Source organism: Pseudoalteromonas sp. BZK2, assembly GCF_014349195.1.
In the GTDB taxonomy this organism is placed as follows: domain Bacteria; phylum Pseudomonadota; class Gammaproteobacteria; order Enterobacterales; family Alteromonadaceae; genus Pseudoalteromonas; species Pseudoalteromonas simplex.
The window spans coordinates 263,431-288,985 of the sequence record NZ_JACSOG010000001.1 but is presented as its reverse complement, the minus strand read 5'-3'; the positions used below and the strand labels follow the sequence as shown (position 1 = coordinate 288,985).

The window sequence follows — 25,555 nt, the reverse complement described above, 5'->3', positions numbered from 1 at the left end:
TTTTAGCGAAGTCATATAAGGAAAAAACATGAGTAGATACGAGAAAGCATCGCATGTGTATTGGCGATGTCAATATCATATAGTCTGGACACCAAAGTACAGGTTCAGGATATTGAAGAACAAAGTAGGCAGAGATGTTTACAGGTGCATATAAGTTTATTGTGAGCAGCTGGGATGCAAAGTCGTAGAGTAAAATGTGCAGGTTGATCATGTTCATTTGGTGGTAAAGATACCGCCGAAGTTATCAGTCTCGAAGCTAATGGGTGCTTTAAAGGGAAAAATAGCGTTAAAGCTATTTAGCAAATATCCATACTTAAGAAAAAATAAGTTATGGGGGAACCACTTTTGGCAGAGAGGGTATTTCGTAGATACTGTAGGAATAAATGAAGAAATAATAAGGCGGTATGTCAGACACCAAGAAAAGGAAGAGGTACAAGAACAGGCGCAGTTAACACTGCAGTAAACAACGCCCCCTTCTAGGGGGCTAATGCAAAGCCACCTTCTTCAGAAGGTGGATTTTTTACTTATAACTTAATGAAATAAAGACATAACTGGTATTTCAACTTGCTTCTGCCCCAAAACAAGTTAGGAAAAATTGTCGAATGAAATGGGGGATTCCATCTCATTAGTTAAGCATACAAAAAGGATTGAATTAATCTTCTATCAGATAGGGCGTAAAAGTTCATTTTTTGTCACTTATGAGTAATCACGAAACTGTCAATGTGATTTACACGGAAAGGGAATAAGTGTAGAAATTGAGTTAATTATTGATTGTGAGAATAGATATATGATGAAGCTGGATGCTTATCGCAAAGCATTGAAGGATTGCGAAAAGGTTGCTCAGGATGAATTCAAAGCAGCAGTAAAATTTTGTAAGCGTTGCGATCAAGTTGTTAAAAACCTAAACAATGAATTCAACGATATTGTATTGAAGGCAGAACAAGTTACCTCCAAGGCTCAGGTTGCAGCGAAGGGATTGACTGATATTCAAAGCAGCTTGGGTGCCGGTTATGAGTTGCTCAGGGCTAAGCAAATAAAGGCTCTAGAACAGCATAAAGAGTCACTAAAAAGCTTTAGTGTTATGTTGTTTGGCCGCACTATGGCGGGTAAAAGCACTATACGTGAAGCCATTACTGGAGGAGATGGATCAACTATAGGGATGGGGGCGCAAAGAACGACCCGAGACGTGCGTCAGTATTACTGGAATCATCTTCGCATTATAGATACACCAGGGTTTGGTGCTTATAACGGCAAGGAAGATACAGAGATAGCACGCAGCATTCTTGAACAATCAGATGTGGTTCTCTTTTTACTCAGCGATGATAGTATTCAAGAGTCTACATTTACCGAGCTGAAATACGCCTACCAATTGAACAAGCCTTTAATATTTGTTGTGAATGTGAAGAAAAATCTGGAGAAGAATGTTCTTCGAAAAAAGGCGATAAAAGATCCCGATAGCTATATCTACAATGCTTCAGCCCTCGAAGGGCACAAGGAAAGGTTGCGAAACCAAGCTGCAAAGCTGGGGATGAACCCAAGATTCATCCATATTGTCCCTATACACGCTCAAGCAGCCTTTTTGTCGACTCAGGAGGCCTATAGTGATCAAAAAGAAGAGCTTTATCTAGTCAGTCGAATGGATAATCTCCTAACTCTATTAACAGATGAAATTACGCATAAAGGCCGTGCTAGGCGAGTTCAAACACTATTAGGTTCGACATTAACTCATACGGATGATCTAGATACATTGATTCATTCCCAGAAAGAATCAGTTAAAGGGCTGCTCAAGGAATACGCTAATACCCAGAAGCGTGTTTATAAATGGCACGAACGCCAATCAAAACGGGTGCCGGATAAGATTGAAAAAGATGTCGGACGAGCTTTTGTTCCATTAATGAAGTCAGTATCAAGTTTTGTTGATGACAATATTCAGTATAAGTATTTTGGCAATAGACTGGAAGAACACATTGCTTCTTTTGCTTTAGAAGAACGCTGCAAAAATGTGGCAAATAATATAGCTGAAGAGCTTGCTGCTGATCTTGAACAATTCAATCGGGATATGGTTAAGAATATTGAGCTTCGTGGCAAGCTAATTATAGAAGGAGGTAAAAAGTCATTTGATCCTTATGATTATAAGCGCATAAATGGTTGGGCTGCAGCTGGGTTGGGTGTTCTTTCTGCCATTGCTTTTGTAAATAGCTGGAATCCCATTGGTTGGGTACTAGCAGGTGTAGCTTTCGTGTTTAGTATATTTCAAATGTTCTCGGATTCAAAAGACAAGAAACTACAAATGGAAAAGCGTAGTCGAACTAAAGGGATTCGTGATGAAATAGCAGTGCAGCGGGATAATTCGATTAAAGAAATCACAAATTGGTTTCACTATGATATCGAACCAAATCAGATATTTCAGGTTAAATCGGACTTAAATGAGATCTGCATTGGGCTTGATAGGTTTATTCAGTCTTTAGAAAAAGCGCTTCTCCAGCTTGATCAATTAGAATATGACATAAACGAAAGGTACTTGCTTCGGACTATGGATATCGTGGCTTCAGATGATTATCAAAAACCACGGTTTAAACGCATAGTCCGCCAACCCGGTTACGCTTGCTATTTCACCGTCACCAATCATTTTAAAGAGCCTGAGCTACTCTCGTCGTTGCAGACACTTTTGGGTGAGCGTGTTAGAGTGGTATACGAAAACTCGATAGAGAAGATGCTTTCTTATATATTAGGTCTTAGAAAAGTTAAGGCTCGAGTCGAAGGAGAAAATGGAGAGTACTTCATTTTTGTTAAAGAAGAAGATCTTGGACGGATTATTGGAAAGCAGGGGCGCAATATTATGTTGGCTGCTGCTATTTGTAATATCAAGTTATCTGCAAAACCAATGTATTAAATGAGTGAGGTTTGTCATTAATGGAAGAGTTGAAGTTTAACCAGGCTAAGCAAATAATATCGGCATTTATTGCTGATTTGTCTAAGAGAATTGAGTTAACTGAACTTGGTCTCAGTTTTCCGGATCAAGATGAGTATCAAAATTCAAAGCTAAATATCGCTTTTGTTGGCCAATATAGTTCTGGAAAATCTTCTCTAATTAAAGGATTAACAGGACTTGATGACATTCCCATTGACTCAGGCGTGACAACCGATCAAGTGATTAAGTATGACTACAAAGATTTGGTTGTATGGGATACCCCTGGCATTCTTGCAGGTGAAAGGGAGCAGCATGATGAAGCATCATTTATAGCGATGGATCAGGCGGATTTGTTGGTTTACGTGATTACAAATGAACTGTTTGATGATGTTGTTGGGGCTGCATTTAGAGATCTATGCTTTACAAAAGGAAGAGAAAAAGAAATTCTTCTGGTAGTAAATAAATCTCAACGCGATTCAGGTACAGTGGAGACCAAATTAAATGGGATTGCTGAAGTTTTAGAACCCAGAATACCGGAAGACTTTCCTATTGTATTTGTTGATGCAGAGTCATATTTCGAGTCATTAGAAGAAGAGGGTGAAGAAGATAGAGCAGAGTTAATGGCTCTATCTAATTTTAGTGGCTTTATCGAAGCTATTGACAAATTTTCACAAGAGCGAGGTTTGCTAGGAAAGTTGACTACACCGCTAGGCGCTATACACACTCAGTTAGAAGAGTTACTGGGTAAGTTGGCCGCTGAAGATCCGACGCAGGAAGCTCTGGTTGAGCTGCTTCAGCAAAAGATTAGGAGATTAAAGTCTAGTCAAAAGCAGCTTCAAGAGCAGTTTGATGGCAATTTATCTGAAATGGAGCAAAATATTCTACTTATTGGTGATGAGCTGGCGGAGTCTGTGGATGATGACCTCAACGAGGCGGATTTTAAGCAAAGACAGCTGCGCTCTGCAGATGATGTTCTTGCTGAAGTTAAGCAAACCCAGCTGAAAATTGAGAAAATTGTCTATTCAGCTTTAAGTACTCTTGAATCTGATCTGCAAGATCTGAATACAAGCCCGTTAGCAGAGTCACTCAAAGCGGTTTTGAGCGATCATTTTCAAGCTACAGATCAACTTAATGCTAATGCAGATATTGATATTGAAACGCATAATATCGGAGATAAGCATGAGAGTTCGGTCAAAACACAGCAAGCTCTTAAGTCTGCAGAGAAAGGATTCTCATGGTTATCAAATCAGGCACTAAATAAGACTGCTAAAGAAGGGATGAAAGCTGCATCGGGCAGTAATCTCCACAAAGCAGTCCTAGAGATAGGACACTTTTTTGGCGCCAAATTTAAACCTTATCAAGCTATTAATATTGCTGAAAAAATTGGCTCAGCTGCGAAGTTTATTGGGCCGGTTATGGCGTTAATAGGCGTAGTCGTACAAATCAACGACGATATTCAACAAGAGAAACGCGCCGCAAACCTTATAGCTGCTAGACGCGATATTAGGAAGAATTATCGGGAAATATTTCTTGAGTTGAAAATTGAGTTTGTTAAACGTATGGACGAGTTATCAACATCTTTCTATACGACTGAAATTTGCCATGTTTCTGAAGCATTACAAGACTTACAGAGTACATCAAAAGCGAATATTGAACAGCGGCAACAAATTGAAAAGGCGATATCTGAATTAAACAACCTGCGCGATGGATTGGTCCTTGGGTAGAGTTACGAACTTATGACAGATATAACTTCAGCTAAGTTAGTCATTAAGGACATAAGTAAATAAGAGTTTTATTACGAAAGACAGTCTTTGGTTCACTAGGAAATGCTTAGCAAAGCGTTGCTTCCGGACAAACTTTCTGCTGCGCTCCAAAGTTGCCGCAGAGCGTGGCTATCAGCGCCCGCTTTTGGCACTTTAGCGAGGTTCGGCTGTGAGCGAAAATGGCTCTAGACTGACATCACATGCTGAACAAGTAGGTGACAATCAATACATTATTTGATTGTTTCAATGTAACATCTAGGTTTCACAGAACAGTAGGCTTTTAATAAAGGTTAAGAGTCCTGATTAACTCAAATTAAGGTAAGGACAAAAAGTATTTATGTTTCATTCGAGGTCTAATAGTGAAATTTATTATTTTGTTTCTTAGCTCAATAGCATTCTTTGCAAATGCAGATTCTTGTATTGTAAACGATGCAGCCGAACAACAATATAACGACCTTCATAGCAAAAAAGTAAGTATAGAAAGCACTTTAAACAGATATAATTACTTCGTTACAATTAACCTTCCCGACAGTATAGAAAATCAGAGCTTGAATGCAGTTTTGCTTGTTTCTGACAGTATTGAAGAGCCAAAATTTACCGCCCCTTTAAAAGTATTTCATGAAGGTGAGCAGCTTGTGGCTTGGTATAGTATTGATGCTAGCTTAATAAGAAAAGACTATATTGTAGTGGGGTTTGGCGAAGACTGCGGTCCAAGTATAGTTAAAGAAGTTATCTATCAACGCTAACATAACAAGCACCTCAAAACCCATTCAGCACATTGTCTATTAAGTGGGCGTTAAAAGTACAAGGAAAGTTTAATGGATTCATCTTATTTCAGAGATAAAATGCTTTCTCAGATCATTATTGGGTATGATTGGGATACATCTAATAACTTTGCCGAAATCTCCCTTGTTTCAAACGATGGAATTATTTCTTCCTTTAGAATAAGTCAGCTTGCAGAGTATTCACTTTACGAAGACTTTTCAGCTAGTTACATTAGCCATTGTAAACTCATTATACGTAACAATTTGGTTTATTTAAGCTTGGACCCATTCGATGAATTATCCAACGAAATAGATTCAGGCAATGATTGTTTGTGGTTTAAGGGGAGCAACATTACTACAGTGTAATGTACTGCTCACAAGCAACCAAAGCGGGACAAATAAAGCTTGGCATTTGTCATTTCGTTTCAGATTTTAGCCAAGCTAATTATTTGCTCCTTAGATGGGCTTTGCCGCATAGAAATTTTTATATGAAATTCGCCTAATACAGCCGATGAACTAAAACGTTTTAGTCCATCGACGGGTTATAAATATAACTCGCCTTTGCCCCACAATGAGTTAATATAAATTCTCTAAAGATGGCTTAGGGCAAAAAGCTGACGTTCATCCTTCCACCTAAATTACTTTTTATATATCCATAATCATTAAGTTTCTTCCATAGTCAAGAAAACGACCAAATGGGTCGTTTTTGTAGTGCCCACATTTTGGGTAATGTAATATAAACTCAATGCTGGTAAGTACTTCCTAAATTTGCAATCAATGATCATAGGGCAAAACTAGACAGACTGCAGCAGAAAGATGACCCAATAGCTCGTAATTTAATTGTAATGTGGTAAGGAGAGTTTGTAGTATATGGAAGCAATTATTGGAACAGTATTAGGAGCAGTTATTGCTGGTAGCGCAATGCTTCTTAATGCGTTTATAACTTCAAAAAATGCAAGAGAAAGGCAAGAAAGAGCCGATCAAGTTAGGCTTTTGGAAAAAGAGCTTAATGATTTGTCTGCTTTATATGAAGAGGTACTTCATACTAGCGAACGATTAATTAGAAATAAAGGTCGCGATACTGACGCACAATTAGAAAAGTTTTATAAAGTAGAAGTTAAATTAAGGCTTCACTCTACAGAAGATATCAGAAAAGCATTCAATGCAGTGAGAAGCTCAATAATTGATATGGTAAATAATTTACCGTCACCTCCAGAAGAGTTCATTCCAAAGTTTGAGGAAGATCATGAGAAAAAATGGAGACTTGAGAAACGAAAGGAATGGGAAGAAGAAATAGACCAAACAGCTAAAGAATACACACCAAAGTGTTGGGAAAAGCACTCCGAATTAGCGGACTTACTCAAAAAAGATTTAAATTCCAAAAGATTAAAAAGAGAATAAACCACAGCAAACTTGCGCTCATTCTTCGCTTAGTTTAGCCTGCTATTTTTCGCCTTATATTAAGGCGTTGGTATTTATTTTAAATGGAACTTTGATTATGAAACTGAATAGCTTAAGTGAAATTGTTGAGCGGCGTTTACTGCGTATTCCCGATTATCAACGCGGCTACGCTTGGAAGGAGCACCAGGTTGAGGACTTTTGGGAAGATATTCTTCAGCTCGAATCCGATAGAATTCACTATACAGGTGTAATCACACTAGAGCCGGTAAAATCCAGTTTGTATCAGCGCTGGGAGAAAGACCTGTGGTTAATAGAAGGTATAGGCTTTCGCCCATTTTATGTTGTTGACGGCCAACAGCGTTTAACCACGTCAATGATCCTATTGCAGGCAATCCTTGAGTCGGTCGGTGATGACGCAGAGCTAAATTATCAATCTATCGCCTCTATCCGTAAGCAGTTCATATTTTATGAAGCGGATAATAAGTTGCAACAGAGTTTCATCTTTGGGTATGAGAAAGATAATCCCAGTGATGAATACATGAAAACGAAGATATTTGGTGAGCATTCCGGTTCAAATCAGTTTCTAGAAACGCTCTATACGCGTAATCTAAGCTTTGCCAAACGTTACTTTAAAGAGCGTCTATCTGGAATGTCGGTTGATAAGATTGCTTTAGTTTATAAGAAACTTACGCAGAAACTGAAATTCAATCTGTACGAAATTGATGAAGAGATTGATGTATTTGTTACTTTCGAGACAATGAATAACCGGGGTAAGCCGCTTACCAGTTTGGAGCTTCTCAAGAATAGGTTGATCTATCTTTCGACCCTATTTAAGGATAATGATGGGCGAGAACAATTAAGGATCAATATCAATGATGCGTGGAAAACCATGTATGAATACTTGGGTAAGAATCCTGATGTTCCGCTCAGTGATAACCTCTTTTTGCGGAACCATTGGACAATGTATTTTAAATATACTCGTCGGAAAGGGGATGACTACATTAAGTTCCTGCTGGATGAGAAATTTAATGCCCGCAATATTACTCACCCTAAAAAAGTCGAAGAACATCTTAAAATTGAAGAGATCTCTGATTATGTGAAAAGTCTTCAGCAGTCTATTGTCTACTGGTTCTATATGCATGATCCCTATTTCACTCAGGGTAATCAACTGACCGAATCTCAAAAGCTGTGGCTAGACCGTTTAGAGCGCTTGAGTTTTAGATCTTTCAAACCCCTGATTCTATCTTCATTTGTCTCCAAGCAAGATGACGATATGATTAGTAAGCTTCTCGCAACTGCTGAACGCTATAACTTCACACTTTTTAACCTTAGCCAACGTCGTTCGAATACAGGTGATACAGAATTCTTCAGTATGTCGCGGGATCTCTTGATTGGGATTAAATCGATTAGTGAGGTGGTGGAGACTATAAACAATTGGGTTGATCGCTATTATGACCCGGAGAAATTTCTTGCTCACATCGAAGAGAAGTATGAATTGGACAGGGATGGTTTTTATCACTGGGATGGTATTCGATACTTCCTGTATGAGCACGAATACTGGCTCAAAGAGAAAGGTAAACAGGCGAGCAGTAAACTCACTTGGGATGTATTGAAAACCAGTAAAAAAGACCATGTGACGTTGGAGCATATCTTCCCTCAAACACCTGATGATACCTATTGGGAGGATCGCTTTGGCCATTTTAATGAACAGGAGCAGCGATATTTAACCCACTCTTTGGGTAATCTGTTACCACTCTCTCGCTCTAAAAACTCTGCTCTACAAAACGATAGCTTTCTTCTAAAGGTTAATAATGGCGTTGGTGTTGGTTATTACAACGGCTCGGTCTCAGAAAATGAGGTAGCACAAAATAATGAGTGGACATCACTGGAAATTTTAAAACGTGGTTTGGATCTTCTCCGGTTCATGGAGAGACGCTGGAATATAGAGTTGGGTGACGCGGATTTTAAAAAACGATTATTGCACCTCGATAAAATCGAGCTAGTAAATGCATGACAAGTTGCTGCACTCTGATAAATTACCAGCTAAGCTCCTAATTTACTTGGTGAGCAAGGCGTTATATGTCAGTGGACGTAGGAGGTTCATATTAATACTTCAAATAGTAATATTAAGCTTTTGCTTCCATTGGTGTCTGAATACCTAAAGGCAATGTTGGAAGCCCAAGAAAATGGGCAAGCCAGTGCAAAAGTAACAGAAAAACAAAAATATGCACATGATGTCTATGCGAGAGTGCTGGAAATAGACAATGCGTTTAAAACGCTAAGTCTGTCACTAGAGTATTTGGGAAAAGATAAATTTGATGATTCAAATTTTGATTTGTCAGAGCATTATGCTTTTCATGCTGAAAACTTTTTACTTAGATTAACTAGCGTAGTAGACCGATGTCATTTATTCGTTGGTACAGCAGTTTTGTTGGATAAGAATCTGATGGAGCGTTTAGGTGGGAACAAATTCGTGTTTGAACATATGCGAGAGAACTACCCTAAAACCGCTGAATTTTTAAAAAAACTTAATAAATCAGTTTCTACACTAAGGGCAGCTCGAAATAGGATTGCACATCAAGAGGGTTTTTCATCTAAGAACCTGATCGTCATTCAAGTAATGGAAAGTGATGAGGGAAATTTTGTGTCAGAGGTCTCCAAAATCATGGCACCTGAAAAAATTACGGCTTTGGTACGAGAAGAAATTAGCTCTGACTTTAAGCCAGTGGTTAGGGAAATGCAAAATCTTGTCAGTAAACTGATTGATAGCTTAGCCGTATATTATCTTGAACTGATAAAAGACACAGAACAAAGCATTTAAGAGTAATTCCCAACGCTTGGTATTTCTCATTCTATTGTTGGGTTTTGTGTTTACGTTGGTCTTGTTAAGTTTTGTGACCGCATTGTGCACATTATTATGCGGCGTTACCAATGTCTGCACCGAGCAGGGGTTTAAATATAACTCGCCTTTGCCCCAAAACGTGTTTAGGCAAACCCTTTATAGGGCTACTTTTAAAAATAACCAGATATTGAGATTGGCTTAGAATAGTAGTTAATTGATTTCCAAACTGTGTAGCACGCGCATATATCGAAGAAAATGAGAGACGGGAGTATTTTTCTTTTTTCTGAATTTATTTAGTGCCAATAAAAATATTATAGTTAGCAATGCATCTCTTTATTTGTTAATAATAGATTTATTAATGGATGTAATACATGCGCGTGACATCGACAGAAAGTTGCGCGAAGCTCGCACTATAAATTGTTATAGCGCAATTAAAATTGGTCGAATCATCATAAAAGGAAGTAGTATCAGTGAATGTAGAAGAAGTATTTGGAGTTAGTGGTAAGCAGGTTGAAAGTCACGTAGAAAGGGAACAAGTTGACGATAAGTTTAAAGATGCACTTCGTACTGACAAACAAATTATTGTTTATGGAGCATCCAAACAAGGAAAGACAGCTTTAGTCAAAAAATACATTAAATATGAAGAAAATATACTTATCAGCTTGTCTCCAAAGACAACTCTAAAAGATATTTACCAATCTATACTGCGAAAGTCAGATGTTATTTTAAAAACTTCCTTCTCTGAGGGAACTGGTGATTCCACAAAGATAAAGTCAAAAGCCTCTATCCAAGGTGCTGTAGCTATGATTTTAAAAGGTAAAGTGGAAGTAGGTATAGAAAAAGATAAAAACAAAAAACTTGAAGAGCAATACGATGAAATAGAATTTAACTTAGAATTGCCTGATGATGTTGCTGATTTAATTCATAGAGTTGGTCATAAAAAAGTTATTATTTTAGAAAACTTCCATTATCTTCCAGAGGAACTGCAAAGAACGTTTGCCTACGATTTAAGGACATTTCAGGATTTAAGGGTAAGGTTCATAATCTTAGGTGTTTGGAAAGAAGCAAACAGACTAGCTCAATTTAATGATGAACTCCAAGATCGGATTTTTGAGATCCCAGTTGAACCTTGGCTTGAAGACGATTTTAAAGCAATTGCAGCTAAAGGTTCAGAGATTCTTAATATTACATTCTCAACTGCGATTTTGACGAGCTGTATTGAAAATGCATTTGGTAGTGTTGGTGTGTTCCAAGAGCTTTTAAAAAATACCTGCATAAAAAGTGGTGTAACCAAAAAGCAATTAGAAAAAAAATTTATAGATAACACTGAATTTTATAATCAAGCTATCCAAGCGAAAACAGAAGAGTATTCCGGTAGGCATCTAAGAAATTTAGAATCTATGGCATGCGGACAGGGGGTCTCTATTTCTTCGGATAAACCAATGCCGTATTTTCTTCACTATTATATAGTGAAGCATATTTTGGAACTAGGATTTCATGGTGTTAATGGTGGTATAAGTAAAGAAGCTCTTCTTCATTCTTTGAAGCAAATACACCACAGGAAAGAGACTTTAAATGGTAACTTATTGACTAGGGCTCTTAAAGGACTAACTGAATTACAATCAAGCAAAGGTATCCGTCCCCCAGTCATCGCATATGATTCAAATTCTCGGCAATTAAAAATTGTCGATTCTACATTTTATTTCTTTCTAAAAAATGCAGATCTTGAAAACATCAAAGATGAAATATTGTGCCCAATGGACGGATTAGATATATAGCGCTATAACAAGACCGTTAAACCGTGGACGTAAAACAGCAGGCTTGCGCTCCTTCGTCGCTAAATTTAGCCTGATATTTTTCGCCGTTTACGGCAAGCCTTATAACTCACAAGGAATATCGTGCCAACTTTCAAGCCTATTAATTCTGACGCCAGAAATTCATACGAAAAATTTCCTTTTGTTGAATTTTCAGAGCCAACTATTAAGACTCGTCGAAACTTACTTGTTTCGTCTTTCTTAGCGTGTTGCTTCATATTTTTTGATTTAGGCATAAATGCAACTCGAACACCATTCCTGTTTATTTCGGGGTTGGAGCGAAATGAATTAGATATTATTTTTACCGTTTTAATTACTTACTTTTTAATTTCATTTACTTGGTCTGCGTGGAATGAGGTAATTAAGTGGCGTTTAAATTTAACTGTTGGTCACCCAAGTGATCCAAATTCTGCTCACCGAAAAGAGTTGGCATTCCGTTTTCTTAAGTGCTTAGATGATGAACCTATATATCATGCAGGGAAGCTACAAAATTTATTTCAAGATATCCCTCGGCAAGTAGAGCAGCAATTAAGAAACATCAATGATGACAGTGTCAAAAGATATGAATTAGAAGAAAAGTTAGATGAAATAAAAATTTTTGTGCAAACTCATTGGTCAAATCAATTAAATAATGACTTCGCTCGTATTGCGAGGTTTGAAAGCTGGTTTTGGCTTTATGGTAAACAGCAAAGAGTTAAGTTCTTCACAATTGATATAGGCTTGCCCTGCGTATTTGGGTTAATTAGTCTAGGGCTATTATGTCAATGAGTTATAACAAACGCTTTAACCAAAGGACGCAAAACACCAGGCTTGCGCTCTTTCGTCGCTAGTTTTAGCCAAGCATTATCAGCCCCTTTTTGGGGCGTTACCGAACAAATACTCTAGCGCGTTTTTGTCCAGTAACGGGTTATGCCCTTATGACTCTGCCCATGCCGAAACTCACTTAGTCATTATAAAACCTCTCACTTATTTCATCGCATAGCTTGGTTCGGTAGATAATAGATGACTGCAGTAACTCGACATCTTCAGGCGATAGTAGAGGGTGGCGAGCTTTCTTATTGAACCGTGTTGTCATTTCTTCGAATAATTGTTCATGCAGTCGCTTTATGTCGTCAAAAATTTGCTGCGAATGGGAGAATAAAAACACTTTGTCGTAGTCGCCATTTTTAAGTGAGGATAGGTATTTTAGAAGAATGGCTTGCCGTGCTGCTTTGTTCTTAAAGGAGTGTTCGACTTCTATGGCTGCAATTGAGCCATCTATTAAGCGAACTGCGCCATCGACTGTTCGGGTCTCTGTGCTTGTATTGGCACGTTTGAATTCGGGTTCAGTTATAAAGCTTTGCCACATGGGGGCGTAGGTGCCATCACTGTGATAATTGTGAATGCCTCTTAGCATCACAAAGGCGTTAATTAAGTTATGCATTACGTTGTTATGGTTAAACTGTAAGGCGGGGTTGGTATTGGCTCTGAAGTACACATCAATATTCATTATTTCTTCAGCGTACTTTGCAGCACTGTAGGTTGGAACATAGACGCGCCCATCGGGGCTGCGATGTGTTTTAACAAGCTTTAAAAAGCCATCGCTAGTGAGTCTATTTAAATGCTCCAAGGCTAATCGGTGTGAGATGCTATAAAGCCAACTCACAAGGCCCGGTGTAATGATAGTAAATCGAATGGCAATAAGGACCGAAAGCCTCAAGCGATTGGTGAACTTTTGATGATTGTTTGCACCTTCATAGTAGCGCATATCAATATCAAAATAGCGAGGGTAGGCGAGCTGCAGTTGGCTACTGGTATTGTTGTTTTGAATGCTTGTCATGTTTAAAGACCCAGGTTGTTAGTTTGAATCTTTAACTAACAACCCACCTTGCAAATTATCGCTTTTTAGCGATTGTTTGCCGTTTTTCCTACCGGGATGCTTTGTACGCGTGCCCGGCAGAGTTGTCGCGATGATTATCGCAACAACAGGCAGCTTTCAGCTGATGTCTTCACAACGTTGTTGTTCAAACATATGGCTTAAAACGCCCGTCATCTCTGATGTTGCTCCGCAACGAGCTGACTCGACGAGCTACCGCTCTAGCGTATTAAGCCATAGCGCGAATGTACCGAGCTACGCTCTGTACTCACCGCCACAATGCCGCTTTATGAACAGGCGATGGGTGCCCCATTATCCGCCTTCATCATATCGCTTACTTTTCTATCGAAAAGGTGGTTCGCTTTTCAATTTGTACCAAATTTCAACCGAATTTCGCTAGGGCGAAACATCATCGCGGTGAGTACAGACCAGCTGTACATTCGCGCTGCTCCATGTTTCTTCGGCTTCGCCTACGGCACATTACGCGACTTATTGGTCTCATTCTGAGACGCTTTTTATTGCCTAATTTCGTTCCGAATTAAGCTGGATTTGATGTCTTTCAGACGAAAAAGTAAGTCTACTTCGTAACAAAACAAAGTAATATTGTCTGTGAATAGTGAGATAAATAGAAAAGAAGAAAGTGATAATTCAAACTGTTTGTTGCTGAGCTTCGCAGTCAAACAAGTTTGTTTTTTATCACAAAATCATTAACTTTTAAAGAGAACTCACCCACTCTAAGAGGTTAAAAAATGACGACTACATCGATTAATCCTGCAACCGGTTTACCTATCAATGATGCTGATAATGGCAATTGTGTAGATATAGGTGGCAACGTATTTGGCACAGATAACAGTGACTTTTCTGATACAACAAGCTGTGACTCTTTCTCTGTATTTGATGATACTGATTGGGGGATAGATATTTCTTGCGGTGGAATAGATGAGTTTTAAACACTCATTTATCTATCGCAATCGTATAGAGATTGTTATCGCACTGATTCTATTCAGTGGTGTTGGATTTACGTTTTATCAGCTTAAGACCACAGAAAATCTCGTTTGGCTAATCGCAATGAGCCTGTTTTGCACCAAATTTGTAATGGGTGCAACGGGCTACTATATCTATGCAGAAAAGCACACACCCAGAATGAAAAAGATGCTTGAGTATGTGTTACTAAGGTTTTACTAACCTCTTATGTTTGTCCACCAAAGCGCCTATATGGCGCTTTTTTCGGTTTATAAGGGATAAAATAGTAGTCATATCAGAATTTAAACAAGCTCCATATTTGCAAGTACAGAATATATGTAATGAATGCGATGGCAGCGGTTTAGCATCAGGCGAAAAAGCGACAAGTCCAAGCCCTGATATTTGCATTCACTGCCATGGTAGAGGGCGTAGGCCAATATCAAAGAGAAGCCGTTGCCAAATCATTGGTATCAACCATAAAAGCTACAGTTGTGCACATGACGAAGTAACTAAAGAGCTTTTGAGGCTAATTAGTGAATGGGAGCGGGATATATTTAAAAACATTCATGAAAAGATGGAGGATGCTGCATAGTAAAAGGGCAACTTTAATAATATTTCCCATTAGATTGGCTTTCTATTTCTATTTAGTGACCTATATTTTAGTTACTTCAATTATATATCGAGGTTTGTTTTGGTTAAGTTGAGGTAATAACTGATATTACCCAAAAAGGAAAATCCAATGAGAAAATTTAAAAAAGTCTTTTTCTGTTCTTTCGCTTTTTTAGGACTTTCATTCCCTCTAGTTACTCAAGCGTCCGGTGAGACCGTCGCGATAGATAAATGCGCAGTCTTAAAATCCCAGGAAAGGAAGTCAAGCTGTTTAGGTACTGGACTAAATAATGATCCTGCCAGAGACCCACAATTATACTTTTACAACCAATGTGATACTAAAATAGCAGTTAAACAATGCTTTTTATTTCCTAATGGAAAGGTTGTTGACGCAACTGAATACATAAAGCCTGGGGTCACTCGACGAATTTACAAATGTACAGAAAGCTCGAACCCAAAAATTGAAGGAAGCCCTAGGATGGAGCCTAAGCCTACTAAGTATTTTGTGTTTGATCCTGCCAATGACTCTTCATATAAGTATAAATGCGACTGAGTGTAATAGTTGCGCATTAAATGTAATTTAGTGCGCAACTCTTATCTTGCAAATTTATATAAATAACAATATCTTATTAATATAATCTTGCTGATTGCGCAACCTGAGCGCAATTAAATGCGCATAGGGGCATTTTAATGCTCTAATACATTGCAGTATGAAATAAGGAGATAACATGCAGCAAAAACTCACCAACAAAAAGTACAGCCAGTAGGATTTGGCGATTACTGCAATTTCACACTAGCTCTAGATATCGACAATGAACATTTAGAGGCTTATTTCAATAAGAATGATACCAAAGCGACGATTGCATATAAGCTAAGGGCTTTGGCAGAAAAGGTTGAGCAAAACAATGCTTAAAAACTTTTGCTTTTGGAGAAAAGATATCCTTACATCTCACAAAAACTATTTTATAGTCGCTGTGATAACTGGTTTATACCTTTTAACTACAGCATATGTATGTACATCGATTTATGATAGCGAAGTGACAAATGGCAACTGGGGGTCGGTAAGTGACATTTTGATTGCGATTTTCACAGGCCTCATATCTTGGGCTACAACTTTGTTACTGGTAATAGCAGCAATAAATTTAAATGAATGGAAGTCGGCAAAGGAGTTTGATAACAAGCTACAATTAATAAGTAAAATATCTTTGTTTTACTTGAAGCGCTTTCATTTGAGGTTAAGTGAGGTAAAAATTTTTCAGCTTGTACAAGACAGTGACAACCTAAAAAAAGGTGAATCAAAACTCTACCTCAAAGGTTATGAGGAAGCAGTGATCAAGCTTAATGCTGAGGATATTGAAGTAGAGCGTAGCAATGCTAAATCTTTAAAAATAGAGTTAAATACAATTGAACAAGATATTTACCACTTAATCGCAAATGTGAATACTGAAATAGTAGATAATATTCATGACTTTATTCATGCATGTAAAAAAAACAGGTTTAAATTTAGAGCTAATTTGAACGCTGATTATGTGAGCATTTCTGAAAGCCTGTTAGGTTCCGCTCGTCAGCTTCCTTTGATTCGTGAACCTAAAATCTTAGAGCAATTTAGTTCTTACAAAAGCTTGGCAGAATTTTTAGCTCAGAAACATAAAGGAATTAATATTGGAAAGTAACTTCAACAAAGCTAATAACTTTAAAGATTTGCCAAATGGAGTCGGCGGCCTAATCGAAAAGAACAAAGATGCAACTTTCTATGGAGTAGCTAGCGGCCGTTCGATGGAAGGAGTTGGAATTTTTGACGGTGACTTACTCATAATTGACCGCAGCGTTGATGTCAAGCAAGGCGATGTTATTGTTTGTGCATACAACGGTGTGTTTGTTTGTAAGATTACTGACCTCAAGAATAACTTACTGCTTTCTGCAAGCGAAGAATACCCACCGGTAAAAGTTACAAAGCATGATGAGTACCTTTTTGAAGGGGTTGTGATTAGTTCTGTGAGAATGCACAGAGGAAGTGTAAAAAGTGTTGTTTAAGGGTTAGTCTATGGAAAATCTGGATTTAGTTAGCAATCACAAGAGTTATCAAGAAAAGGCATATGAAAAGTGGAGGTTTAGGTTTGAAACTTCTCTTTCGTTAACTTGGATTTTACCGTTACTGCTATTAGGTGCTCAGTTTGCATTTGTTGGAAATCAAATTAACTATGATGTAATGAAGTTATCTAATTGGGTAGGTGTGGAGGCTGTGTTTGCATTACCCGTTAGATTTTTTGTATTAATGGTAACTATAACGACATTATTGGGGTTATATGCTAGAAGCTTACAGTTTTCTGAGCAGCTTAGATTATCAAATGCGCAGCAAAGGTTGGCTTTTGAACAATTAAAATTAGCGCAACAGCAATCAAGCAGGCTTGAAAGTCAGTTATCTCTATACATAAAGAAGGAAAATTTTTCTCTTTACCATGAGCATATTAAAAGGTTTGAAAGCAAGCTGAATAGCTTGTTATCTTTAAGTAAACAAATGTTTAGGCTTTCAACAAAAGTTGAGAGTGATAGTTTAGTAATTAATACAGAAAGGCTTTACAGGTATACTTTCCCAGAGAATTCTTACAACGAACTTAAAAATGCTAACTTAGAATCTGACAACTTTATTTTTAGTGAGGGTTTCCCTGTAATTGATTTGGATACTTTAACAGAGTTAGATATCTCACTCGAAGATGTAGAACTGGAACAACAAATTAAACATATAGTTCAAAATATATTTAATATAGGAATTTTTATTAAAACGCATACTAATTCAGGTGAAGATTTTGATATTAGGGTTTTTGCAATGGATGTATATCGAGCCTTATTTATAATGCGCTTGACAGGGCTTATCAGTATTGAACATTACAATGAAGTTACTTCGAGTTGTGACATTCATCTCAACATCTTTTTCGGGGAATTAAAAAATAGTGAAGCGAACTTGCAAACCCCCCAATCCTGATATAGTATTTTCTATGTTGAAGAAATCTGCTTAGTTTATGACTTTGCGGATTTTTTGTTTTTATATTCCCACAAAGCTTTGCATGTTAATCTTATACCTATAACGCTTAAAAGGAGAAAGCTTGCAGAAGTTTGATAAGATGATTGTTTTAGCAGTTTTATTGACCTTCCTAGCAGGGGTAATTATTGGTCAAGGCTTCTCATTCGAAGTAAAACTGAGTGATTTGATTGCTACTTCAGCAGCATTAATTACTTTTCTATTTGCTTGGAACGGCTTAAAGCATAATGAAAAGCAATTCTTGAACTCTATTCAACCAGTCATTGAAAAACTTGAGTACTATAGTAAACCCGAAGGTCTTTATCGCTACACCCTTCACAACTATGGAAACGGAGCAGCCATAAAACTTGAATACAAATTATTTTTGGGCGGTAAAGAACTTAGTCAAATTGAAATCGAGGACAAAATAAAAACTAGCTTTAAGGGGATTAGGTTAGAGCTTGGAGGGCCATTAGGAGTAAGTCCTAATAGTTCGCATAGTCTCATTACCGCTAGGGGATTGAGCGGGAGTGATTTTGATCGGTTCTTATTCTTATTGAAAAACCTTAGAGTTGAATTGAAGTTTAGCACTACTCAAAATCAAGTCATTACTAAGCAATTGCGTTTTGGACACTTTTAATAGTAAGTAATTAGTTAAACCCGCATCTTGCGGGTTTTTTTATACCTAAAATTCGAGAACAAACTATGAAAGCAGGAAAACTTATAGCGCTGGGGTTTTCCGGCATTCTTGCGGCTGCGGGTGTCACAGTCGCTACTTTCGAGGGCCAAGAGTTAACTGGCTATGTTGACCCTGTAGGCATAGCGACGACTTGTTACGGCCATACTGAAACAGCTGTTGTTGGCAAAGAGTACACAGAAGATGAGTGTTTGAACTTGTTAGCTGATGATTTGGACTCATAACAAACAGATAATGAGTGTTATCAATATAAATCTGAGCCAAGGCGAGCACATTGCGTATTTTTCTCATGTTCAATACTTGAATTGTTGATATACCGACACAATATTGATTCCAGAAGCGAAAGCTTAAGAATTATAATGTGTACCAAACTGTGTACCAAAAGTGTTAAGGGTATTACCATGGCAGAACAAAAAGACATTACAAAACATGAATTTGGCTCTGATACGGGCAAGTTATTACATTTGATGATTCACTCTCTTTACTCTAATAAAGAGATTTTCCTACGTGAGCTTGTATCAAACGCGTCAGATGCGGCAGATAAATTACGTTTCCTTGCGCTTTCTAATGGCGATTTATACGAAAACGATGCGGAACTAAAAGTACGTATCAGTGCCGATAAAGAAGCAAACACGGTCACCATTACTGATAATGGTATTGGTATGAGCCGTGAAGATGTGATCAATTCACTAGGTACAATTGCAAAATCAGGCACCGCAGAATTTTTCCAAAACCTAACTGGTGACCAAAGCAAAGATTCACAATTGATTGGTCAATTTGGTGTTGGTTTTTACTCAGCATTTATCGTTGCTGACAAAGTAACAGTGCGTACGCGTAAAGCAGGTGAAAGCCAAGGTATTGAATGGCAATCTGCAGGTGAAGGTGAGTACACATTACAAGAGATTGATAAACCATCACGCGGTACCGAAATTATTCTTCACCTTCGTGAAGACGAAACAGAATTTGCTGATGAGTTCCGTTTACGTAGCATCGTAACTAAATATTCAGACCATATTTCTATTCCAGTTGAGATGTATAAAGCAGAGGTACCTGAATCTGAGGGTCCTGACGGCGAGAAAATTCCAGCACAGCCAGGCGAGTGGGAAGGTATTAACCGCGCAACAGCACTTTGGACTCGCGATAAGTCAGAAGTAACAGACGAAGAGTACAAAGAGTTTTATAAGCATATCGGTCACGATTGGGAAGAGCCACTAAGCTGGGCACATAACAAGGTTGAAGGTAAAACAGAATACACAAGCCTGTTATACATCCCGAAAAAAGCACCATTCGATTTATGGAACCGTGAGCGTCAATCAGGTTTAAAACTGTATGTACAACGCGTTTTCATCATGGATGACGCTGAGCAGTTCATGCCAAGCTACTTACGTTTTGTGAAAGGTTTACTTGATTCAAACGACTTACCACTAAACGTGTCGCGTGAAATCCTACAAGACAACAAAGTAACGCAAGCAATCCGTAAAGGGTGTACATCGCGCGTACTTAAAATGCTTGAGCGTATGGCGAAAAACCGCGAAGAAGATTACCAAACGTTCTGGAACGAGTTTGGTCAGGTGTTAAAAGAAGGCCCAGCTGAAGATGCGGCTAACAAAGAAGCGATTGCTAAGCTACTGCGTTTTGCTTCTACACATACTGATGAAAGCACTCAAAATGTATCGCTTGAGCAATACATTGAGCGTATGAAGCCAGAGCAAGACAAAATCTACTATGTAGTTGCTGATTCATTCGCTGCAGCGAAGAACTCGCCACACCTAGAGATCTTCCGTAAGAAGGGCATCGAAGTGTTGCTATTAAGCGACCGTGTTGATGAGTGGATGATGAGCTACTTAACAGAGTTCAACGAAAAATCATTCCAGTCAATTACCCGTGGTGACTTAGATTTAGGCAACATGGATGACGAAGAAACGAAAAAAGCGCAAGAAGAGTCAGAAAAAGAAGTTGCAGGCTTAGTTGAGCGCATTAAAACTGCACTAGGTGATAACGTTAAAGACGTACGCTTTACGCACCGTCTAACTGACTCACCAGCGTGTGTTGTTGCTGATGAGCACGATATGAGCTCGCAAATGCAAAAGTTAATGGAATCAGTTGGTCAAACAGTGCCTGAGCAAAAGCCAATTTTTGAGCTAAACCCAGAGCATCAGCTTGTTAAACACTTAAATGTTGAACAAGATGAAGACAAGTTTGCCCAGTGGTCACAAGTACTTCTAGATCAAGCATTACTGGCTGAACGCGGTACGTTAAAAGACCCTGCAGGCTTTGTAACTCGTTTGAACAAACTTATGCTAGATTTAAGCAAATAAGCGTTTTAGCGCAATGAGTTGGAAAAGGGAGCAAGGCTCCCTTTTTTATTGCCGCTAATATAGGCAATTGGTATAAGTTACTTGAGGTATAGCCTTAGTTGTGGAAGAATTCAGGCTCTAAAAACAAAACTCCACTGATCGACCATTTTTTAAGATTAGTATCACACAGAGGACAATGATATGCGCATTATTCTTTTGGGCGCGCCGGGTGCAGGTAAAGGTACTCAAGCTCAGTTTTTGATGGACAAATACGGTATTCCACAAATTTCTACGGGCGATATGCTGCGTGCAGCAATCAAAGAAGGTACACCACTTGGTCTTGAAGCTAAAAAAGTAATGGATGCAGGTCAATTAGTATCTGACGAAATTATTATCGGTCTAGTTAAAGAGCGCATTGCTAAGCCAGATTGCGAAAAAGGTTTCTTACTAGACGGTTTCCCTCGTACTATTCCTCAAGCAGATGCAATGAAAGAGAATGGCGTGGTAGTTGATCACGTTATCGAATTTGACGTTGCTGATGAAATTATCGTTGAGCGTATGGGCGGCCGTCGTGTACACCCTGGCTCTGGTCGTGTTTATCACGTTGTTTATAACCCACCTAAAGTTGATGGCAAAGATGACATCACAGGTGAAGACCTAATCATTCGTGATGACGACACTGAAGAAACAGTTCGTAAGCGTTTAGGTATTTACCACGACCAAACTAAACCATTAGTTGATTACTACCAAGCTGAAGCGAAAGCAGGCAACACTCAGTACCACAAATTAGACGGTACTCAAGCTGTTGAAGCTGTTAGCCAACAACTTGGTGAGCTTTTAGGTTAATAGCCTAATTGCTGATATGAAAAAACCGCCTTGGGCGGTTTTTTTGTGTTTGTATCACTGCAAGTTAAAATTGCGCTTTTACAGTTTCTTTAATGCCGCAATAGCACTGTCGTAATCAGGCTCTTTTGAAAGGTTATCGACAAGCTGCTTGTAAACGATGTTATGGTCTTTATCGAGCACAAATACGGCACGGGTTAACAAGCCCATATCTTTGATAATCAAACCGTAGTTCTTACCAAAGTCACGCCATACAGAGTCAGATAAGGTCACTATTTTGTCTATATTCTCGGCTTTACAAAAACGCTTCTGTGCGAACGGTAAATCTGCGCTTAAGGTCAGCATCGCCACACTTGGGTATTCTGAAGCTACTTTTTTATTGAAGTGTTTGGTTTGAATACTACATACACCTGTGTCTAAACTTGGCACAACGCTTAAAAGCACTGCTTGGCCTTGATAGTTGTCTAGTGTGACGGGGGTAAAGTTGCCATCTACTACTTTAAAATTAGGCGCTTGTTGGCCAACTTCAACACCTTGCCCTAGTAAAGTAACCGGTTTAGACTGGGCTGAAACCTTACCTGCGTCTAAACTATTTTCTGATAAATCACCTGCATAACTAAACGTGCACACAGCGCCTAATGCAAACATTAGCGGACGTAACATAATAAAATTCCTTTAAATTAACGCATTTAACTTCAGTGTATTATACTCATGAAGTGGCTCCAAGGATTAGTACAATTTAAAATTGTAAATAACCATTAGTTTGATTAACATGTGTCTGTGACCCTATTTTTTACATATAAAAATAAGAATAAAGTTACTAGTTAATGTTTTTGCTAGTTAGAAAGTGTGGATTTAGAGAGAATATATGTCAACATCGGTATTAGTTTGTGATGATTCAAAGTTAGCACGTCGACAATTAGCACGCTCTTTACCCGATGATTGGGATATAAAAATTGAGTTTGCTGAAAATGGTGTTCACTGTATTGAGCAAATCAAAAAAATTCAGCCGGAAATTTTATTTCTCGATTTAAACATGCCTGAAATGGATGGTTACGAAGTACTGCAAGCCATTCAAGAACAAGACCTTCATGTTCTCACTGTTGTTGTATCCGGAGACATCCAACCTAATGCTCATCGACGTGTGCTTGAGTTAGGCGCAATCGACTTTATTCAAAAACCTTGTTCCGCCGAGAAACTAGCGAGTATTATTGAACATCATGGTATTAAAGATAAAGCCATGCGTGAGCGTCTTGCTAATAAGCTAGGTGAGCAAGTTGATCCCGATGTGCGTGATATCTACCAAGAACTCACCAATGTCGCAATGGGGCAAGCTGGAGACTTATTAGCGCGTCTTCTTAATGTATTCGTAAAGCTTCCTATTCCTAATGTAAATGTTTTAGAAGTCAATGAACTAGATATGGCTTTGCGCTCGATTGATGCCAATGCCGCAACCTCAGGTGTATGTCAGGGTTTTATTGGCGGCGGTGTTTCTGGCGAAGCACTATTGCTGTTAAATGATTCAAGTTTTAAAGAAATCGCCTCGTTAATGAATTATGAGGGTGAGCTCAACGATAAAGTTGAATTAGAGCTATTAATGGATGTGAGTAACATATTAATAGGGGCTATTCTGACAGGACTGTCGCACCAATTAGATATGCGTTTTAGCCAAGGTCATCCTGTGGTGCTGGGACAACACTGTGATGTATCTGATTTAGTAAAGGCGAATAAATCTCGCTGGCAACGAACGCTGGCGATTGAGATCAGCTATGGCATCGAAAATCACAATATTAACTGTGATTTGATGTTGCTGTTCACCGAGGACTCATTAAAAACCCTTAAGTACAAAGTAGCTTATTTATTAGAAGACTAAACTATGCCTGCAGCCGATTTTAATATGAATGAACTCCATTGGTTAATGGATATGTTTAATACCGTTGATGTAGGCCTAGTGGTGCTCGATAGAGACTACAAAGTATGCATCTGGAATGGGTTTATGGAAAACCATTCTGGCCTATTGCCAAGCGCGGTGAAAGATAAAGACCTGTTTGATTTGTTTCCATCAATCGATGAAAAGTGGTTTCGCAGCAAATCTGAGTCTGTGTTCATTTTAAATAATCGCTCATTTACTATTTGGGAGCAGCAGCCATATATTTTCCGTTTTAAGAATTACCGCCCAATTACCGGTAAAGCGGATCATATGTATCAAAATGCCACTTTTATTCCACTGACGACGACCACAGGTGAAGTATCGCATATCTGTATCATTATCTATGATGTAACCGATGAAGCGGTGAATAAAAAAGAGCTAGAAGAAGCGAATAGCAAGCTTGAACAAATGAGCCGTACCGATGCACTTACTAAGCTTACTAACCGTGGTTATTGGGAAGAAAAGCTACGCAAAGAATACATGCGCATAGTGCGCAGTGGCGGGTGCAGCACCTTGTTAATGTTTGATATTGATCACTTTAAAAAGGTCAATGATGAACATGGCCATCGCGGCGGTGATGAGGCGCTGCGTCATATTGCAGACTTACTGCGTAAAACTCTGCGTGAAACAGACTTAGCAGGTCGCTATGGCGGTGAAGAGTTTGCGGTAACCTTGCTTGATACTGATCATGAAGGTGCACATATATTTGCTGAGCGATTAAGAACACTCATTGAGAACTCATCAATTTACTTTGATGGCAAACAAATTCAACTGACGGTCAGTATTGGCTTTGCCTGCTTCGACGAGAAGTTTGATCGCTACGAAAAGTGGGTTGAAGCCGCCGATAAAGCCTTATATCACTCAAAAGAAAACGGCCGTAACAAGGTCACAGCTTACACAGATTTATAAACAAACAAGGGGCAATTAAGCCCCTTTTTCATAGTAACTCTATTCAGTTAAGCAAATTAAACCCCAAGTGGCGGTAAAACAAGAATATCTGTTTTAAGTAGCTTCATGACTTTTTCGGCGGTATTACCAATTAAATGACCTTTAATACCAGTATTACCCACCGAACCCATAATCACTAAGTCAGCATTTAATTTAGCTGCAACACTTGGGATCACTTGCTCAACCACACCGGCTTTGATTTTAAGCTTGTCTTTTAAGTCGTGCGCTTCGATTAAGGTTCGCTGTGCTACGGGTAGCTTTTCAAAGGCGTTAATCACTTGCTCATCTGAAAATACAATGCCTAAATCACGTAAAAACGGTGATACATGTACGGTATAACAGGCATAAAACTCGCTGTCGTAGTCTTTTGCATAGGCTAAGCCTGCTTTGATAATTGCTTCGTTTAAACAGTATTTAGTCGCCTTCTCACTGCCTAAATCAAGGGCTGCCAGCACATTGGTATTGTTACGCCATTTGTTATCGGCGGCCAAATAAAGTGGCAGCGGGCTAAAGCGAATAAGCTGCCAGTCTAGCTCTGTAAATTGCGTTTCTTCGTCGATGTGGCGAGTTTTAATCACCATTTCATAATCTGACGTATCAAGCTCATTGGCTAGCCATTGTACTGGGCTTTCATGCCACAGGGTTTGCAAAGTATAGCTATCATCATCTAGATACTCGCTGATAAGTGGACCAAGTGCTGCACGGACTTTAGCAAGCTCTTTGTCTTGAATAGCCAGCGCTTCATCAGGTGGAATAGAGAATAAAATGTTATTGGTATCTTCGTAGCTAAAAGCAACAATATCAATATGCTTCATGCCTTTTGCTTTTTGTCTTGCATGTAATATAGATGTTTTAGCATCGGCCGTTGAGTCGATGATCACCAATATCTTTTTATTCAT

Annotated in this window: 23 protein-coding genes and 1 pseudogene; 21 read left to right on the top strand and 3 right to left on the bottom strand. The window is 38.6% G+C overall.

The features are described from left to right. Positions 1-28 precede the first annotated feature (28 nt). The 10 genes and pseudogenes from tnpA to BIZ38_RS01155 all read left to right on the top strand — a co-directional run bounded on the left by tnpA (position 29) and on the right by BIZ38_RS01155 (position 12,263). A pseudogene (tnpA, locus tag BIZ38_RS01200) lies at positions 29-463 on the top strand (IS200/IS605 family transposase). A 324-nt stretch (positions 464-787) separates the two neighbouring features. Next, positions 788-2,893: a GTPase gene (locus BIZ38_RS01195; RefSeq protein ID WP_187489337.1), complete on the top strand. Its 2,106-nt coding sequence runs from the start codon at positions 788-790 to the stop codon at positions 2,891-2,893. 20 nt (positions 2,894-2,913) lie between these two features. Continuing rightward, a complete protein-coding gene (locus BIZ38_RS01190) occupies positions 2,914-4,635 on the top strand; it encodes a GTPase domain-containing protein (RefSeq protein WP_187489336.1) in 1,722 nt (573 codons plus the stop codon). 398 nt (positions 4,636-5,033) lie between these two features. Further along, positions 5,034-5,420 (top strand): hypothetical protein, encoded by a 387-nt coding sequence (locus tag BIZ38_RS01185; protein WP_187489335.1) that lies wholly within the window; start codon positions 5,034-5,036, stop codon positions 5,418-5,420. A 72-nt stretch (positions 5,421-5,492) separates the two neighbouring features. After that, positions 5,493-5,804, top strand: coding sequence for a hypothetical protein (locus BIZ38_RS01180; RefSeq protein ID WP_187489334.1), 312 nt, complete (start codon positions 5,493-5,495; stop codon positions 5,802-5,804). A 504-nt stretch (positions 5,805-6,308) separates the two neighbouring features. Next, entirely contained in the window at positions 6,309-6,839 is a 531-nt protein-coding gene (locus BIZ38_RS01175; protein WP_187489333.1) for a hypothetical protein, read from the top strand. A gap of 97 nt (positions 6,840-6,936) precedes the next feature. After that, positions 6,937-8,853, top strand: coding sequence for a DUF262 domain-containing protein (locus BIZ38_RS01170; protein ID WP_187489332.1), 1,917 nt, complete (start codon positions 6,937-6,939; stop codon positions 8,851-8,853). A gap of 153 nt (positions 8,854-9,006) precedes the next feature. Continuing rightward, a complete protein-coding gene (locus tag BIZ38_RS01165; RefSeq protein WP_187489331.1) occupies positions 9,007-9,660 on the top strand; it encodes a Cthe_2314 family HEPN domain-containing protein in 654 nt (217 codons plus the stop codon). Between the two features lie 491 nt (positions 9,661-10,151). Continuing rightward, positions 10,152-11,459, top strand: a complete 1,308-nt coding sequence (locus BIZ38_RS01160) for an AAA family ATPase (protein WP_187489330.1) — start codon at positions 10,152-10,154, stop codon at positions 11,457-11,459. A 120-nt stretch (positions 11,460-11,579) separates the two neighbouring features. Then, positions 11,580-12,263, top strand: a complete 684-nt coding sequence (locus BIZ38_RS01155) for a hypothetical protein (protein ID WP_187489329.1) — start codon at positions 11,580-11,582, stop codon at positions 12,261-12,263. A 175-nt stretch (positions 12,264-12,438) separates the two neighbouring features. Here the strand turns inward: BIZ38_RS01155 and BIZ38_RS01150 are convergent, their stop codons facing one another. Continuing rightward, positions 12,439-13,314 carry a hypothetical protein gene (locus BIZ38_RS01150; protein ID WP_187489328.1) on the bottom strand — a complete coding sequence of 292 codons (876 nt, stop codon included), beginning with the start codon at positions 13,312-13,314 and terminating at the stop codon, positions 12,439-12,441. A gap of 785 nt (positions 13,315-14,099) precedes the next feature. On the opposite strand from BIZ38_RS01150, the gene BIZ38_RS01145 reads away from it, so the two are divergent. From BIZ38_RS01145 to adk, 9 genes are all read left to right on the top strand, one after another. Next, positions 14,100-14,300, top strand: a complete 201-nt coding sequence (locus BIZ38_RS01145; protein ID WP_055022470.1) for a hypothetical protein — start codon at positions 14,100-14,102, stop codon at positions 14,298-14,300. Continuing rightward, entirely contained in the window at positions 14,290-14,535 is a 246-nt protein-coding gene (locus BIZ38_RS01140; protein WP_187489327.1) for a hypothetical protein, read from the top strand. The genes BIZ38_RS01145 and BIZ38_RS01140 overlap by 11 nt, the downstream gene beginning before the upstream one ends. A gap of 1,280 nt (positions 14,536-15,815) precedes the next feature. Further along, positions 15,816-16,595 (top strand): hypothetical protein, encoded by a 780-nt coding sequence (locus tag BIZ38_RS01135; RefSeq protein WP_187489326.1) that lies wholly within the window; start codon positions 15,816-15,818, stop codon positions 16,593-16,595. After that, on the top strand, positions 16,585-16,956 hold the full coding sequence (locus BIZ38_RS01130; RefSeq protein ID WP_222937981.1) for a LexA family protein: 372 nt from the start codon (positions 16,585-16,587) through the stop codon (positions 16,954-16,956). The genes BIZ38_RS01135 and BIZ38_RS01130 overlap by 11 nt, the downstream gene beginning before the upstream one ends. 10 nt (positions 16,957-16,966) lie before the next feature. Further along, the gene (locus BIZ38_RS01125) at positions 16,967-17,905 is read left to right on the top strand and encodes a hypothetical protein (protein WP_187489325.1); all 939 of its coding nucleotides are present in this window, start codon (positions 16,967-16,969) and stop codon (positions 17,903-17,905) included. A gap of 121 nt (positions 17,906-18,026) precedes the next feature. Next, positions 18,027-18,581, top strand: coding sequence for a hypothetical protein (locus tag BIZ38_RS01120; protein WP_187489324.1), 555 nt, complete (start codon positions 18,027-18,029; stop codon positions 18,579-18,581). A 65-nt stretch (positions 18,582-18,646) separates the two neighbouring features. Beyond that, complete coding sequence (locus BIZ38_RS01115; RefSeq protein ID WP_187489323.1) at positions 18,647-18,862, top strand: glycoside hydrolase family protein; 216 nt, start codon at positions 18,647-18,649, stop codon at positions 18,860-18,862. Between the two features lie 177 nt (positions 18,863-19,039). Then, positions 19,040-20,956: a molecular chaperone HtpG gene (gene htpG / locus BIZ38_RS01110; protein ID WP_222937980.1), complete on the top strand. Its 1,917-nt coding sequence runs from the start codon at positions 19,040-19,042 to the stop codon at positions 20,954-20,956. A 180-nt stretch (positions 20,957-21,136) separates the two neighbouring features. Then, complete coding sequence (gene adk, locus BIZ38_RS01105; RefSeq protein ID WP_036967590.1) at positions 21,137-21,781, top strand: adenylate kinase; 645 nt, start codon at positions 21,137-21,139, stop codon at positions 21,779-21,781. 78 nt (positions 21,782-21,859) lie between these two features. Here the strand turns inward: adk and tpx are convergent, their stop codons facing one another. Beyond that, the gene (tpx, locus tag BIZ38_RS01100; RefSeq protein ID WP_187489322.1) at positions 21,860-22,441 is read right to left on the bottom strand and encodes a thiol peroxidase; all 582 of its coding nucleotides are present in this window, start codon (positions 22,439-22,441) and stop codon (positions 21,860-21,862) included. A 205-nt stretch (positions 22,442-22,646) separates the two neighbouring features. On the opposite strand from tpx, the gene BIZ38_RS01095 reads away from it, so the two are divergent. Together BIZ38_RS01095 and BIZ38_RS01090 are read left to right on the top strand one after the other, a co-directional pair. Continuing rightward, positions 22,647-23,651 (top strand): response regulator, encoded by a 1,005-nt coding sequence (locus tag BIZ38_RS01095; RefSeq protein WP_054551543.1) that lies wholly within the window; start codon positions 22,647-22,649, stop codon positions 23,649-23,651. A 3-nt stretch (positions 23,652-23,654) separates the two neighbouring features. After that, positions 23,655-24,617: a diguanylate cyclase gene (locus BIZ38_RS01090; RefSeq protein ID WP_054551542.1), complete on the top strand. Its 963-nt coding sequence runs from the start codon at positions 23,655-23,657 to the stop codon at positions 24,615-24,617. A 56-nt stretch (positions 24,618-24,673) separates the two neighbouring features. On the opposite strand, the gene BIZ38_RS01085 is transcribed toward BIZ38_RS01090, so the two are convergent. Beyond that, positions 24,674-25,555, bottom strand: coding sequence for a universal stress protein (locus BIZ38_RS01085; protein ID WP_166338066.1), 882 nt, complete (start codon positions 25,553-25,555; stop codon positions 24,674-24,676).

Coding starts and splice junctions, on each gene's coding strand:
- BIZ38_RS01195 (WP_187489337.1), top strand. CDS start 788: ATGATGAAGCTGGATGCTTATCGCAAAGCATTGAAGGATTGCGAAAAG.
- BIZ38_RS01190 (WP_187489336.1), top strand. CDS start 2,914: ATGGAAGAGTTGAAGTTTAACCAGGCTAAGCAAATAATATCGGCATTT.
- BIZ38_RS01180 (WP_187489334.1), top strand. CDS start 5,493: ATGGATTCATCTTATTTCAGAGATAAAATGCTTTCTCAGATCATTATT.
- BIZ38_RS01175 (WP_187489333.1), top strand. CDS start 6,309: ATGGAAGCAATTATTGGAACAGTATTAGGAGCAGTTATTGCTGGTAGC.
- BIZ38_RS01170 (WP_187489332.1), top strand. CDS start 6,937: ATGAAACTGAATAGCTTAAGTGAAATTGTTGAGCGGCGTTTACTGCGT.
- BIZ38_RS01165 (WP_187489331.1), top strand. CDS start 9,007: ATGTTGGAAGCCCAAGAAAATGGGCAAGCCAGTGCAAAAGTAACAGAA.
- BIZ38_RS01150 (WP_187489328.1), bottom strand. CDS start 13,314: ATGACAAGCATTCAAAACAACAATACCAGTAGCCAACTGCAGCTCGCC.
- BIZ38_RS01145 (WP_055022470.1), top strand. CDS start 14,100: ATGACGACTACATCGATTAATCCTGCAACCGGTTTACCTATCAATGAT.
- BIZ38_RS01140 (WP_187489327.1), top strand. CDS start 14,290: ATGAGTTTTAAACACTCATTTATCTATCGCAATCGTATAGAGATTGTT.
- BIZ38_RS01125 (WP_187489325.1), top strand. CDS start 16,967: ATGGAAAATCTGGATTTAGTTAGCAATCACAAGAGTTATCAAGAAAAG.
- BIZ38_RS01115 (WP_187489323.1), top strand. CDS start 18,647: ATGAAAGCAGGAAAACTTATAGCGCTGGGGTTTTCCGGCATTCTTGCG.
- htpG (WP_222937980.1), top strand. CDS start 19,040: ATGGCAGAACAAAAAGACATTACAAAACATGAATTTGGCTCTGATACG.
- adk (WP_036967590.1), top strand. CDS start 21,137: ATGCGCATTATTCTTTTGGGCGCGCCGGGTGCAGGTAAAGGTACTCAA.
- tpx (WP_187489322.1), bottom strand. CDS start 22,441: ATGTTACGTCCGCTAATGTTTGCATTAGGCGCTGTGTGCACGTTTAGT.
- BIZ38_RS01095 (WP_054551543.1), top strand. CDS start 22,647: ATGTCAACATCGGTATTAGTTTGTGATGATTCAAAGTTAGCACGTCGA.
- BIZ38_RS01090 (WP_054551542.1), top strand. CDS start 23,655: ATGCCTGCAGCCGATTTTAATATGAATGAACTCCATTGGTTAATGGAT.
- BIZ38_RS01085 (WP_166338066.1), bottom strand. CDS start 25,555: ATGAATAAAAAGATATTGGTGATCATCGACTCAACGGCCGATGCTAAA.